The sequence below is a fragment of the uncultured Pseudomonas sp. genome (assembly GCF_913777995.1).
GTDB lineage: Bacteria > Pseudomonadota > Gammaproteobacteria > Pseudomonadales > Pseudomonadaceae > Aquipseudomonas.
This window is the reverse complement of sequence record NZ_CAJYVE010000031.1, coordinates 1-12,275: the sequence shown is the minus strand read 5'-3', so window position 1 is coordinate 12,275 and position 12,275 is coordinate 1. Positions and strand designations below refer to the sequence as shown.

Annotated in this window: 12 protein-coding genes; 8 read left to right on the top strand and 4 right to left on the bottom strand. The window is 62.6% G+C overall.

The window, feature by feature from the left end; genetic code table 11:
• Positions 1-354: a hypothetical protein gene (locus QZ497_RS13395; RefSeq protein WP_295475627.1), complete on the bottom strand. Its 354-nt coding sequence runs from the start codon at positions 352-354 to the stop codon at positions 1-3.
• A 100-nt stretch (positions 355-454) separates the two neighbouring features.
• On the opposite strand from QZ497_RS13395, the gene QZ497_RS13390 reads away from it, so the two are divergent.
• From QZ497_RS13390 to arsH, 4 genes are read left to right on the top strand one after another with little or no spacing between them, the layout of a single operon-like run.
• The gene (locus tag QZ497_RS13390) at positions 455-802 is read left to right on the top strand and encodes a metalloregulator ArsR/SmtB family transcription factor (RefSeq protein ID WP_295475624.1); all 348 of its coding nucleotides are present in this window, start codon (positions 455-457) and stop codon (positions 800-802) included.
• Positions 803-822: 20 nt separating this feature from the next.
• On the top strand, positions 823-2,106 hold the full coding sequence (locus tag QZ497_RS13385; protein WP_295475622.1) for an arsenic transporter: 1,284 nt from the start codon (positions 823-825) through the stop codon (positions 2,104-2,106).
• 27 nt (positions 2,107-2,133) lie between these two features.
• A complete protein-coding gene (locus QZ497_RS13380) occupies positions 2,134-2,604 on the top strand; it encodes an arsenate reductase ArsC (RefSeq protein WP_295475619.1) in 471 nt (156 codons plus the stop codon).
• A gap of 11 nt (positions 2,605-2,615) precedes the next feature.
• Complete coding sequence (arsH, locus tag QZ497_RS13375) at positions 2,616-3,317, top strand: arsenical resistance protein ArsH (protein WP_295475616.1); 702 nt, start codon at positions 2,616-2,618, stop codon at positions 3,315-3,317.
• 246 nt (positions 3,318-3,563) lie between these two features.
• Here arsH and QZ497_RS13370 read toward each other — a convergent pair whose 3' ends face one another.
• The gene (locus QZ497_RS13370; protein ID WP_295475613.1) at positions 3,564-4,466 is read right to left on the bottom strand and encodes a LysR family transcriptional regulator; all 903 of its coding nucleotides are present in this window, start codon (positions 4,464-4,466) and stop codon (positions 3,564-3,566) included.
• Between the two features lie 94 nt (positions 4,467-4,560).
• Between QZ497_RS13370 and QZ497_RS13365 the strand changes: the two genes are divergently transcribed.
• On the top strand, positions 4,561-5,736 hold the full coding sequence (locus QZ497_RS13365; protein ID WP_295475610.1) for an MFS transporter: 1,176 nt from the start codon (positions 4,561-4,563) through the stop codon (positions 5,734-5,736).
• Positions 5,737-5,745: 9 nt separating this feature from the next.
• On the opposite strand, the gene QZ497_RS13360 is transcribed toward QZ497_RS13365, so the two are convergent.
• Positions 5,746-6,939, bottom strand: a complete 1,194-nt coding sequence (locus tag QZ497_RS13360; protein WP_295475608.1) for a DUF2252 family protein — start codon at positions 6,937-6,939, stop codon at positions 5,746-5,748.
• A 273-nt stretch (positions 6,940-7,212) separates the two neighbouring features.
• Here QZ497_RS13360 and QZ497_RS13355 point away from each other — a divergent pair, with 273 nt between their 5' ends.
• The 3 genes from QZ497_RS13355 (at position 7,213) to QZ497_RS13345 (ending at position 10,855) form a co-directional block, all read left to right on the top strand.
• The gene (locus QZ497_RS13355) at positions 7,213-7,761 is read left to right on the top strand and encodes a hypothetical protein (RefSeq protein WP_295475605.1); all 549 of its coding nucleotides are present in this window, start codon (positions 7,213-7,215) and stop codon (positions 7,759-7,761) included.
• An 84-nt stretch (positions 7,762-7,845) separates the two neighbouring features.
• Positions 7,846-9,765 (top strand): hypothetical protein, encoded by a 1,920-nt coding sequence (locus QZ497_RS13350; protein WP_295475602.1) that lies wholly within the window; start codon positions 7,846-7,848, stop codon positions 9,763-9,765.
• Positions 9,766-9,886: 121 nt separating this feature from the next.
• Complete coding sequence (locus QZ497_RS13345) at positions 9,887-10,855, top strand: hypothetical protein (RefSeq protein ID WP_295475600.1); 969 nt, start codon at positions 9,887-9,889, stop codon at positions 10,853-10,855.
• A 101-nt stretch (positions 10,856-10,956) separates the two neighbouring features.
• Here QZ497_RS13345 and QZ497_RS13340 read toward each other — a convergent pair.
• Positions 10,957-12,275: calcium-binding protein (locus tag QZ497_RS13340; RefSeq protein WP_295475598.1), on the bottom strand; the 1,319-nt coding region annotated here is incomplete at its 5' end.

Here is a 12,275-nt window from a genome sequence, read left to right as displayed (position 1 = left end):
TCAGCCGAGCCGGTCGAGCATCCCCTCAAGGGTGCTTTCCAGGCGGGCCAATTCGACGTGCGTGCCATCGCCATACTCAGCGGTACGCCGCACACATTCAATGATCACCGTGATCCCCAGAGGTGCCCGATGACCGGGGTATTTGCGCAGCTTGAGTTCGACGCGGGTCGGGCTCAGCCAGGTACTGAGGTCTGCTGACCAGCGCGGATCCTCGAAGCCAAACACCCGGTCCGAGGTTTGGGTATCGATGATGTGCGGTGGCAACAGCCAGTGCGAGTGGCCGGCTTCCCAGGGGGTTGCCTGGACCTGGTAGCGGCCGTCCGGAGACCAGGACAGTATTTCAATATCGTTCATGCGTATGCGCCTGCCTTTGTAATTTTCTTCACACCTGTTGGCCAGTCGCATCTTTATATGTGAATATCCACATATTCGACTTTCCACATATGTAGTCATCATGCTGACCCCACCCGAAGCCTTCAAGTGCCTGGCAGACGAGACCCGTGCTCGCGCCACCCTGCTGATCGCCGAACACGGAGAGCTCTGTGTCTGCGAGCTGATGTGCGCCCTGCAAGACAATCAATCCAAGATCAGCCGCCACTTGGCGCAGCTGCGTGCTTCCGGGCTGCTGCTCGATCGTCGGCAGGGACAATGGGTGTACTACCGGCTCAATCCCGAACTCCCCGTGTGGTTCAACGATGTGCTGCGCATCACATCGGAAGGCAACGCGGCCTGGCTGAGCGACAGCAACGCGCGCCTGAGCCAGATGGATGGGCGCCCCCAGCGCGCCTCCCGTTGCTGCTGATGTTTGCCGGGAGTCCTGGAATGGTCATTGCCGCCGCTGTATTTGTCTTCACCCTCGTTCTGGTCATCTGGCAGCCCCGAGGCCTGGGGGTTGGCTGGAGTGCGACCCTGGGCGCCGTCCTGGCGCTGACGGTCGGTGCAGTTTCCTTTCAGGACATCCCGACTGTCTGGGCGGTAGTGTGGAACGCGACCGCCACGTTCATCGCAATCATCATCATCAGCCTGTTGCTGGACGAGGCCGGTTTCTTCGAGTGGGCGGCCTTGCACGTGGCCCGCTGGGCGAACGGCAACGGTCGACGTCTCTTCGCGTTCACCGTGTTACTGGGCGCCGCCGTGTCGGCGTTGTTCGCCAATGACGGTGCCGCGCTGATCCTCACCCCCATCGTCATTTCGCTGTTGATGGCATTGCGCTTTTCCGCCGGCGCCACTCTGGCGTTTGTCATGGCGGCAGGCTTCATTGCCGACACCGCGAGCCTGCCGCTGGTGGTCTCCAACCTGGTCAATATCGTTTCTGCCGACTTCTTCAGGCTGGGCTTCGCCGAATACGCCTCGGTCATGCTGCCGGTTGCCGGGGCCAGCGTGGCGTCGACGCTGCTGGTGCTGTTCATCTACTTTCGCCGTGAAGTGCCAGCCGCTTACGCCCTGGAAGATCTGAAACCACCGTCATCCGCCATTCGCGACCGCAGCACCTTTGCATGTGGCTGCTGGGTGCTGGCCCTGCTGCTGGTCGGGCTTTTCGCCCTGGAGCCCGTGGGCGTGCCGATCAGCGCGGTCGCGGCTGTGTGTGCGGCCATCCTCTTCGCGGTGGCGTCCAGAGGGCAGGTCATTTCGACTCGCCGCATACTGCGTGAGGCGCCCTGGCAAATCGTGGTGTTCTCGTTGGGCATGTATCTGGTGGTCTACGGCCTGAGCAATGCGGGCCTTACAGGCTACCTCACAGCCGTGCTCGACTGGCTGGGCGAACAGGGTCTGTGGGCGGCTGCGCTCGGTACCGGGCTGTTGTCGGCCCTGCTGTCGTCGGTGATGAACAACATGCCCAGCGTACTGATCGGTGCGCTGTCCATCGAGGCCAGCAGCAGCTCCGGCCTGGTGCGCGAGGCGATGATCTACGCCAACGTCATTGGCTGTGATCTCGGCCCGAAGATCACGCCCATCGGCAGCCTGGCGACCTTGCTGTGGCTGCATGTCCTAGAGCGCAAAGGCATCCGCATCAGCTGGGGGTACTACTTCAAGGTGGGCGCCTTGCTGACCCTCCCCATTCTGTTCATTACCCTTTCGGCACTTGCCTGGCGCTTGAGCCTTTGATGTCCGCCATTGGCGGCAGGAGTTAGCATGCGAGTCCTGTTCATGTGCACGGCCAACAGCTGCCGCAGCATTCTTTCAGAGGCGATGTTCAACCATCTTGCGCCTGATGGATTCGAGGCCGTGAGTGCGGGCAGCTTCCCCAAGGGTGAAGTGCTGCCTCGCAGCCTGCGAACGCTGCAAGAGGCAGGCATTTCGACCGTGGGTTTAAGCAGCAAGGGTAACGACGCCTTCGAGGCCAACCCGCCCGATATCGTCATCACCGTGTGCGACAAGGCAGCGGGTGAAGCCTGCCCGGTGTACTTCGGCCCGGCACTCAAGGCGCACTGGGGGCTGCAAGACCCTTCCGATGTGCAGGGCGACGAAGCCGAGGTTTCAGCTGCGTTCAACGCCACGCTTGCGCAGATCGAACGCCGTTGCCGCGCCTTCCTGGCGCTGCCATTCGGCCGCTGGAGCCGTGACCAGCTGCATCGCGAGCTAGAGCGTATTGGCCAACTTTGAGGGACTTCTCCATGACCGCTGAACTTCCCAACCTCGAACACGACCTGATCGGCCAGTTCTCCTGCCACGTCGAACCCAGTCAGCACCCGCCGCGGATCCTGTTGCTCCACGGCTCCACCCGTGAGCGCAGCTTCAGCCGCCTGTTGGTCGAAGAAGCCGCACGACTGCTTCAACATTTCGGTGCCGAGACCCGTATCTTCGATCCTTCCGGCCTGCCCCTGCCCGATGATGCACCTGTCGAACACCCCAAGGTGCAGGAACTGCGTGATCTTGTGCTGTGGTCGGAGGGACAGGTCTGGTGCTCACCGGAGCGGCACGGCGCCATGTCCGCCGTATTCAAGGCGCAGATCGACTGGATTCCCCTGGCGCTGGGTGCGGTCAGGCCCAGCCAGGGCAAAACGCTTGCCGTCATGCAGGTATGCGGCGGTTCGCAGTCGTTCAACGTGGTCAATCAATTGCGGGTTCTGGGTCGCTGGATGAGGATGTTCACCATCCCCAATCAGTCGTCGGTGCCCAAGGCCTTCATGGAATTCGACACGGACAATCGCATGAAACCCTCTGCCTACTACGATCGTGTGGTCGATGTCATGGAAGAACTGATGAGGTTCACCCTGCTGCTGCGCGATCAGAAGGACTTCCTCGTGGATCGCTATTCGGAGCGCAAGGAAACGGCGGAGCAACTTTCTGCCCGCGTAAACCAAGGTTCAATCTGAGGAGCCGGCTCGTGATCAATGTGGGGTTGGCTTCGCAGCGAGGCGGTTTGAGCCGGCGATGACAAGGCGTCTGTATCCAGCCCCCCCAGAAAATCTGGCGTACGTGTCGGTCCTCAGCCCGCGCCCACGAATGACAGCATTGCGTCCCCCTCCATGAGCACAGGCATCTGCCCGATAGCGGATAACCGCTTCAGGCCGCTGATGGCGCCTTGGGGTGCTCAACACTAAACCGGTGCCGAACCCCATCTACCCAGCGCTCGCAGCACTCATCTCCAGCAAAAAATCCACAAACACCCTCACCCTCGCCGGCATCGCCTCCCCGCCCACGAACACCGCATGAATCGGCTCCCGATCCCCCGGATTGAAGTCCTCCAGCAGCGCCACCAGCTCCCCGCGCTGCAACTCGTCTACCACGGTAAAAGCGCCGATCCGCGCGATACCTGCCCCCAGCCTGGCCAGTTGCGCCAGCGCCTCGCCGCTGCTGCATTCGATGTTGCCGCGCACCTTGAGCCGAAAGATCTGGCCGTCGCGGATGAAGGGCCAGTCGGGTTCGCTGCGACGGAAGTTGAAGCGCAGGCAGTTATGGTTGGCGAGGTCTTCGGGTTGGCGCGGGGTGCCGTGGCGTTCTAGGTAAGCCGGCGAGGCGACGATGACCTGGCCGTTGCTGCCGATGGGGCGGGCGGTGAGTGGGCTGTCGGGCAGGTGGCCGAAGCGCAGGGCGACGTCGGCTTCACCGGCAAGGATATCAACCACTTCGTCGCTCAGGCTCAGGTCGACGGTGATCTGCGGGTAGCGGGCGCTGAAGGCGGCGATCAGCGGCACCACTGTCACGCGGCCGTGGCCCAGGGCGGCGCTGACCCGCAGGCGGCCTTTGGGCACGCTCTGGTCGGCGATGGCGTCTTCCACTTCGTCGAGGTCGGCGAGAATGCGCCGGGCGCCGCGCAGGTAGGCTTCGCCTTCGCAGGTCAGGGTGATGGCGCGGGTGGTGCGCAGCAGCAGCCGGGTGCCGAGGCGCTGTTCGGTGCGGGCGATGATGCGGCTGACCGCCGAAGGGGTCAGACCCAGGGCCCGGGCGGCAGCGGAGAGGCTGCCGGCCTGGGCCACCTGGGCAAACACGAGCAGCTCGCCAGATCGGCCATTGAGGTCCATTTGTGCCTCCCACGCAAAGGTGATTGTCCGCAGAACGGTCTACCGCCTGCAAAACGCGGATCGTAGCATTTGCAGCACAGATAAGGAGACTTCCATGCGTATCAACCCTCCCCTTGCCGCACTCGCCATGGGTGCCTTCGGCATCGGCGTGACCGAGTTCGCGCCCATGGGCATGCTGCCGGGCATCGCCGATGACCTCGGCGTGTCGATTCCGGCGGCTGGCCTGCTGGTCAGTGCCTATGCCCTGGGCGTGCTGATCGGTGCCCCGCTGATGACCCTGGCCACCGGGCGCATTCCGCGCCGGCTTTTGCTCATCGGCCTGATGGCGATTTTCACCCTGGGCAACCTGATGTCGGCCCTGGCCACCGACTACCAGAGCCTGCTGATCGCTCGGGTGGTGACCTCGCTCAACCACGGTGCGTTCTTCGGCGTCGGCTCGATCGTGGCCGCCAGCGTGGTGGCGCCGGACAAACGTGCCGGGGCAGTGGCGGCGATGTTCATGGGCCTGACCCTGGCGACCATCGGCGGCGTGCCGCTGGCCACCTGGCTGGGCGAAATGCTCGGCTGGCGCACCACCTTCTGGGGTATCGCCGGGCTGGGCCTGGTGGCGATGACCGCGCTGTGGTTCGCGCTGCCGAATATTCCGCTGGGCAAGAGCGACGGCGTGCTGGCCGAGATCCGCGTGCTGGGCCGTGGCCCGGTGCTCGCCGCACTGGCGCTGACGGTGGTGGGCTCCAGTGCGATGTTCACCGTGTTCACCTACATCGCGCCGATCCTGCACAGCGAGACCCATGCGGATACACCGTTCATTACCGGCATGCTGGTGCTGTTCGGCATCGGCCTGACCTTGGGCAACATCTGGGGCGGCAAGGCCGCGGACCGTTCGGTGGAGCGCACCTTGGTGGTGTCGCTGGCAGTGCTCATTGCGGTGCTGCTGGCCTTCACCGTGCTGATGCGCTGGTCACTGCCGGCAGCGCTGGCGATTCTGCTCTGGGGTATTGCCAGTTTTGCCTTGGTGCCGCCGCTGCAGATGCGCGTGATGCAAGCCGCCCACGACGCGCCGAACCTGGCCTCGGCGGTGAACATCGGCGCCTTCAACCTGGGTAACGCCATCGGTGCGGCGCTGGGCGGCGCGGTGATCAACGCCGGGCTTGGCTACCCGGCGATTTCCCTGGCCGGTGCCGCCATGGCAACGCTGGGCTTGCTGATGGTCTGGGCCTTCAGTGCCCGTGGCCGGCAGGCGCCTTGCAACGGGCTGGATGCTGTTTGAGGCAGTGGGTCAGTCGGCGTCCTGCTCCAGCGCATAGCGCCGACAGTGCGCGAGGTAGCCCATCTCGTGGGCGCCGACCAGTTCCACCACGCTGCTCCACAGCCACGACGGCGCATCCAGGGTGCGGGTGCGGTTGTTCTGCAGGTCGTTGATCCAGTCCAGGCGGGTTTCCAGGTCCATTTGCCGGGCATGGGCCTGGCCGACCACTCGGGCCAGGTAGCTGGCCGCTTCCATGGCTTGGCGCGGGTCGAGCTGGTCCAGCTCCAGCTTGAGGTCCTGAGGCAGCAGTTCACGGATGAAGAACGAATGCTCCAGCAGGCGCACGGCGAGCATGCGGTTGCCCAGGCCGGGTGACAGTTGCCGGGCGCCTTCCACTACGCGCCGACCATTGTCGCGCGGCATACCGGCGCGGGCGGCACGCGGTGCAGCGGCGGCCACCGCCTGTTTGATGTCCAGCAGGCAGTAGTCTTCATCCTCGCCATCGCTGACGCTGAGCAGCACCGCATAGCGACGCAGCCCCAAAGAGCTGCAGCCCTTTACCCAGTAGGCGCAGTCGAGCAGCGCGACTTCGTCGTCATGACTGCGGCCCTTGAGTGCGGTGACCAGTGCGTGGATTTCCGGGGTCTGGCACAGCACCTCGATGGCCTGGCGCTCGGCCTTGCTCAGGCGCCAGAAGTGCTTGCCCAGCGGCAGGGTCAGGCGGCTGGCCTGCATGCGTTCACGGGCCAGGTGCTTCCAGGTACGGCGCACCGCGCTGCGCATGCCGGCCTTGACCTGCTGCGGGCGCGGCGGCTCGTGGTCGAGGCTGGTCTGGAACGCCAGCTCGTAGCCACGCATCATTTCTTCGAGCATGCGCGCAGTGGTCACCCCTGGCAGGTCGGAGCCCCGCGCAGCGGTGGCCAGCGACAGCGCCAGGCGTACGAGGTCATGGGCCGGGTTGCCGACCACGGTCTGGTCCAGGTCCCGTATGTGCACGTCGATACCGCCCTTGAGGTCGCCGGTGGGGCCGAGGTTGCCGGCATGGCAATCCCCGCAGATCCACACCGCCGGGCCGCGTGGCAAACGTCGGCCCGGCTGGCTTTGCAGCCACTCGTAGAACTGCACGGTACTGCCGCGCACATAGGCGTGGGCGGAGCGGGCCATTTTCAGATTACGCAATTGGTTGAGCTGCGGCAGGCGGCGGGCGGGGTCGGGTGTTTTCATGAAAGGCCAGGCAGTGGACGAGACAGGCGGTTGACCGCAGAACCGTCACGAATGTTTCAAGGTGTGTCAGCAACAGAGTGGTTTTTCTCACGCCAGAGGAGTCGCTGCCATTCAGGCCGCCACTCGCGCCAGCCTGCCCTGACAAGCCGATCACCCGCGTCGCTTTCCGCCGGCTGACAGGGCCACCGAGGTCCTCGGTCCGTCTAAAAGCGTAACGACCCGGCGCAGCGTGCGCCTGGGATCCCAGTGCAGGCGTGGGTTAGAATCGCCCCCATGAAAAAGCCACGCTCAAGCCTCGCTACCGTCCTCTACATCTTCGGCATCGCCACTGCCCTCATCGCCGCCTTCGGCGTCTTCGGCCTGCTGGTCGCACTGTTCTTCCACGGCGCCATCTTCATCGATGGCGTGGCCAGCATCGGCATTCTGGTGGCGTTCAGTGCGGCCATGTGGAAATTCCGCATCACCTGGGCCAAGCCCGCTGCGGCGGCGATCGTGATCGCTTTCGTCGCCTACGTGGCGATGCTGCTCGATGCCCGTGGCAACTACCTCTACAACCAGCCGCTGGAATGGCTGTTCGCCCCCGCCGGCACGCACCTGCAAACCCATGAAGACATCAGCCACGGCGGCAGCAGCACCGGGGTCAATTACGATTTCCGTTTCGTCGATGCCGAGGGCCAGGTGGTGCGTGAGCTGAGCAACTGGCTGGTGGTGCCTTTCCGCTTTTTCGAGTACCTGCTGATACTCTCGGCCGCGCTGTCGGTCATCACCTGGCTGCGCCCCCGCCTCGGCGGCTCGCAATGGCTGCCGCCGCCTTCGCGCTAACGCGCACAGACAACTTTCATAACCCCGCTCCAAGCGCCGCCACCTGATGGCGCGCTGACGCACGCCTCACGGAAGACCTCCAACATGCATTGCCCTTCTGCCCTCGCCGGCCGGAACGTATCCGGCTTACCCACGCAAAGCCGAACACTGTCACCGCTACCGCTGCGTTTGATGGTGGTGATGATGATCTGCTGCCTCCTGAACATCGCGGTCCGCTACCTCTGCGGATGGTTGAACGACTCCCCTGAAGACTTTCAGCGCTCCGTGGAGGATATCTGGAACGCGGCCATGTCCTGGCCGGGCGCCCTGGCCCTTGAGGGCTGCCTTGCCCTGCTGCTGACACGCTGGTATCTGCAGCATCATGGCCTGCTGGATCTCACTGGCTACACCAGAACCATCGCGCTACTCGCAAGCCTCAACCTGCTGAGCAGTATCGTCCTCAACCGGCTTTACAGAATGTTCTGGCAGACTGTGATCGACATGCAGGACCCAGTACTCAGCAGAACGCTCATCGGTTTGCTCCAAGAGCCTATGAACATACTGTTCTACGTGCTCACCACCCTGCTGCCGTTGTGGCTGAGCCTGCACGTTGCACGCATTTCGGGGCACTTCGAAGCCGGACGTAGCGCCGTCGGACGCACTGAACTGGCGCTGGCCTTCGGCCTGACGTTCAGCCTGTTCTGCACCAAATTTCTCGACTGGCTGAAATGGATCACCAACGGCTACCACTCGAGCGATGCGTGGGCGCTCGCTCATATGGTCTGCGCCCTATACGCCCTGGTGGCGTGCATCGCCGCACTCAGGTACTGCGCACCGTATACAGCGGCACTGCCTGTCGGCCGCCTGCTTTACCGCGTCACACTGTGCGCCGGGCTTTGGCTGGCGGCAGTTGCGCAGCTCTATTGGGGGCTGGCCATGCTGGGTCATCTCGGCCTTGAGTTCTTGATAAAGGGCTTCGTTCCATTCTCTGCGCTGACGCTGGCGATGTTGCTCTGGGCGCTGACAAAGCACGCGCTGCAACATTTCAACTCGCCTGCTCCGGGCGAGCCCTGTCAGCGCGCGCCACGGGTGCCGGGCGAATCACGCCTGCTGCGCCAACTGCCTGTTCAGGCGATGATCGCAATGATGATCTGCTCTGCGCTGTCGATTGCCTCCCGCTGGTTTCGCCGCTGGCTGCAGATGCCCCCCGAAATGTTCCAGTACTACCTGCACGACCTGTGGAGGTGGGCGGCGACCTGGCCTGCGGAATTGGCCACTAAAACAGGCTGCGCCCTGCTGCTGGTCCTCTGGTACATGCAACGCCATGACCTGAAGCAACTCATACGGCCCGGGCGTTGGCTGGCACTGTTCTTTATCCTCTATTTAATCCTCTATCTGATCCTCTACTTCGGTCTCGGCACGCTCTACCAACTGCTGGAGCAACTCTTGCGGCCCTGGCTGGACGACCGCGAGACTCGACATATAGCGCGTCTGCCTCGCATCCTGCTCAATCAAGGCCATTTCCTGCTCCTCGCGCTGCTGCCGCTGTGGCTCAGCCTGCACCTGACGCGCACCCACGGTCAGGTAGAGTCCGGACCAAGCCCGGTCACGCGGGCTGAAGCCGCCCTGCTGTTCGGGCTGATGTTCCATCTGGCCTACCAGACCCTGTTGACGCTGGCGCTGACGTTCATTGATTCGACCTACGAGTTAAGGGGCGCCATCGCGGTCAGCCAACTGGCCGGGCTCCTGTATGGAGCAGTCGCAATGGCCGCTGCCTACCGGTTCTTCGCGCAGCCGTTGCCGCGCCTGCAGGTACGACGTCTACTGGGCAGCCTGGCCGTGTGCATGATGGTCTGGCTGGTGGTCTTGGCACAGATGGGATCCTTTCTGTTCGTCCTGATCGAAAGCCGCCGTTACGGTGACGCGGAGTTCTACACCCTGCCGTTCGGGTTCATTCTGCTCGGGCTGCTGTGGCCATTGACGCAACTGAGCCTGCGTTTGGTCTACCGCCCCACTACGGCCTGAGCATTCAGGGAACCGTGTTGCCATTCACACGGGATAGCGCCACAGGCTCGACACGCTTCACAGGCGAGCGCGATGCCGGTATATCTGCCGGCATCCGCTAAACATTGTGAAAGCACTCAGCATGTACGACACGCCGCCAACCGCTACCCAAGCTGCCCCCAACGCCACGCTCAAACCTGCTGCACCTTCGCGGCTGCCCGTGCAGATGCTGCTCGCCATCATGGCGTTCAGCATGGTCGCGCTGGTGCTGCGTTGGGTGGTGATGTGGTTCACCCTGCCGCACGAGCATTTCACGGCCTACCTGAACAACCTGTGGCAGGTCGCCGCCTACCTGCCCGGCGGCCTGGCCGTCGATGGCTGCTGTGCCTTGCTGATGACACGCTGGTACCTGCAACGCCACAACCTTGTCGACGTCACCCGGCCGAAGCGGCTCATCATGATGTTCCTGGGGCTTTATTTCACCGCCGCCGTGCTGGTGGCGGTGCTCTACAACATGCTGTGGTGGCTGCTGGCAGGCTGGGCCGAAAACCAGGCCGACGCGCCCGACTTCACGGTGCTGATGCAGCCCCTGAACCTGCTGTCGTTCGTACTGACCACCCTGCTGCCGCTGTGGCTGAGCCTGCACCTGATGCGCATCAAGGGTCTGGTCCAGCCGGGGCAAGGCGTGGTCAATCGAGGTGAAGCGGCACTCGCCTGTGCGCTGTTGTTCAGCGCCATCTACGTCAAGCTGCTGACTCTGGTGCCCATGGCCAACAGCAGCGCCTACAACGGTGACTGGCTGATCCCGGTCGGCAGCGCCGTGGGCCTGCTGTACGGCCTGGTCGCGCTGCTGGCCGCCCACAAGGCGCTGCCGCCACAGCTGTCGTACCTGGCCATCGGCCGTCTGCTGGTGAGCATGCTGCTGTGCGTGTCCATCTGGCTGTCGGTGGCCTTGGCACTGTGCTTCGTGCTGTTCACCGCGCTGCTCAGTGGCTCGCAGATGCTGGTGCTGTCGCTGCTGCTGATCTTCTGGCTGGTGCTGCTGGCGCTGCTGTGGTTCATGACTCAACTGAGTCTGCGGTGGGTGTATGGGACTAGTTCACTGAGATAGGCAACGCCACATGGCTCGTTCATAAAAAAGGACGGCCTATTAGGCCGCCCCTTTCATCTTTTCAGGCTCATCTCTTGACTATGGGAGCCTTGATTACACCGTCACGCGAACATCGCGCTTGAGCTGGTCGGCAGGCTGATCAACTGGATATCAGAGGTCTGAATTTGTTCGATGGTGTTGTAACCCGCGAACCAGTCCTTGAGCAATACGCCCTCCTTAGGCTCCTCCCCTGCTGTGTATTTAGACCTGTGCAGATAGAGGTCGGCACCGATACGATCCATTAGAAGATCAACGCTGCGGATATAAGATAGAACGAGCTTATCGCCCCGGCTTGCGCCTGTGTCCTGGATTGTTACCAAAGCACTGGTATCGACCGTATAGGTGTCATCACCTTCCCCGCCCTCTGCCCTGCCGCTGGCCTTGAGCACTAGCTTGTCATCACCCGCGCCGCCGAATAGTGAAAAATCAAGTCCAGTACCAGTCAACACATCATTGCCATCGCCGCCGTCGGCCGTGCCGTGTACGACAGTGATAACATCAGCACCTGCCTCACCATACGCTCGGCTGCCTCGGTCATCTGCGGCAGTCACGATATTGTCGTTACCGCTACCGCCATAAAGCGTGTCTGCCTGCGGGCCGTTGGTCTGGCCTTCGAGCGTGAAGGGAGCGATCTGGGAGTACAAGCCACCATAGATGTAGTCGTTCCCGTCGCCCCCGTTGATAAGATCGTTGCCAAGGCCTCCCTCCAAGTAATTGGCGCCCGAGTCTCCGATCAAGACGTCGTCAAAATGGCTGCCTACTACCCTTTCAATATTGAGCAGTACATCGCCCTCGGCATCCCCGCCTTGGTTGATCTGTGTCTGCAAATTGATACTGACCGCGGTCGAGTTGGTGATGTACCAAACGCCGTCCACGCCTGCGCGACCGTCAATGGTGTCTGCGCCAGCTCCGCCTATAAATGTGTCTCCCACATTTGAGCCTAAGAGCGTGTCATTGAGCCCGCTACCCTGAAAAATCTCGACTCGAGTATAGGTATCGCCTGCGGCATCACCTTTGTTAGCGGTACTAGTAAGGAGATCAATAGTCACTGCTTCTTCAGACAGTTCGTACGTAACCATATCCTGGCCACCCGCACCATCAATTCCAGTGGCCGTGCTACCGCCGTAAAACACGTCGTTGAAATTAGATCCGCCGAAAGCCTCGATGCTTGTGAACGTATCTCCGGTACCGATTCCTGAGACAACATTCGTTCTCAGATTAAGAACCATGGCCTCCTTACTATCGATGTAGCCAGCTGTGTCGTAGCCAGCGCCGCCGATGAATTGATCGGCACCTGCGCCACCGTAAAGGGTGTCGTTGCCCGAACCGCCGGTAATGACGTTGTCCAATCCGTTGCCATAGCCCGTGAAGTTGCCAGCAC

Bases quoted from the DNA above. Each gene is read 5' to 3' on its own strand.
- QZ497_RS13365 (WP_295475610.1), top strand. From the start codon at position 4,561: ATGCGTATCAACCCTCCCCTTGCCGCACTCGCCATGGGTGCCTTCGGC.
- arsH (WP_295475616.1), top strand. From the start codon at position 2,616: ATGACCGCTGAACTTCCCAACCTCGAACACGACCTGATCGGCCAGTTC.
- QZ497_RS13390 (WP_295475624.1), top strand. From the start codon at position 455: ATGCTGACCCCACCCGAAGCCTTCAAGTGCCTGGCAGACGAGACCCGT.
- QZ497_RS13385 (WP_295475622.1), top strand. From the start codon at position 823: ATGGTCATTGCCGCCGCTGTATTTGTCTTCACCCTCGTTCTGGTCATC.
- QZ497_RS13360 (WP_295475608.1), bottom strand. From the start codon at position 6,939: ATGAAAACACCCGACCCCGCCCGCCGCCTGCCGCAGCTCAACCAATTG.
- QZ497_RS13355 (WP_295475605.1), top strand. From the start codon at position 7,213: ATGAAAAAGCCACGCTCAAGCCTCGCTACCGTCCTCTACATCTTCGGC.
- QZ497_RS13345 (WP_295475600.1), top strand. From the start codon at position 9,887: ATGTACGACACGCCGCCAACCGCTACCCAAGCTGCCCCCAACGCCACG.
- QZ497_RS13350 (WP_295475602.1), top strand. From the start codon at position 7,846: ATGCATTGCCCTTCTGCCCTCGCCGGCCGGAACGTATCCGGCTTACCC.
- QZ497_RS13380 (WP_295475619.1), top strand. From the start codon at position 2,134: ATGCGAGTCCTGTTCATGTGCACGGCCAACAGCTGCCGCAGCATTCTT.
- QZ497_RS13370 (WP_295475613.1), bottom strand. From the start codon at position 4,466: ATGGACCTCAATGGCCGATCTGGCGAGCTGCTCGTGTTTGCCCAGGTG.
- QZ497_RS13395 (WP_295475627.1), bottom strand. From the start codon at position 354: ATGAACGATATTGAAATACTGTCCTGGTCTCCGGACGGCCGCTACCAG.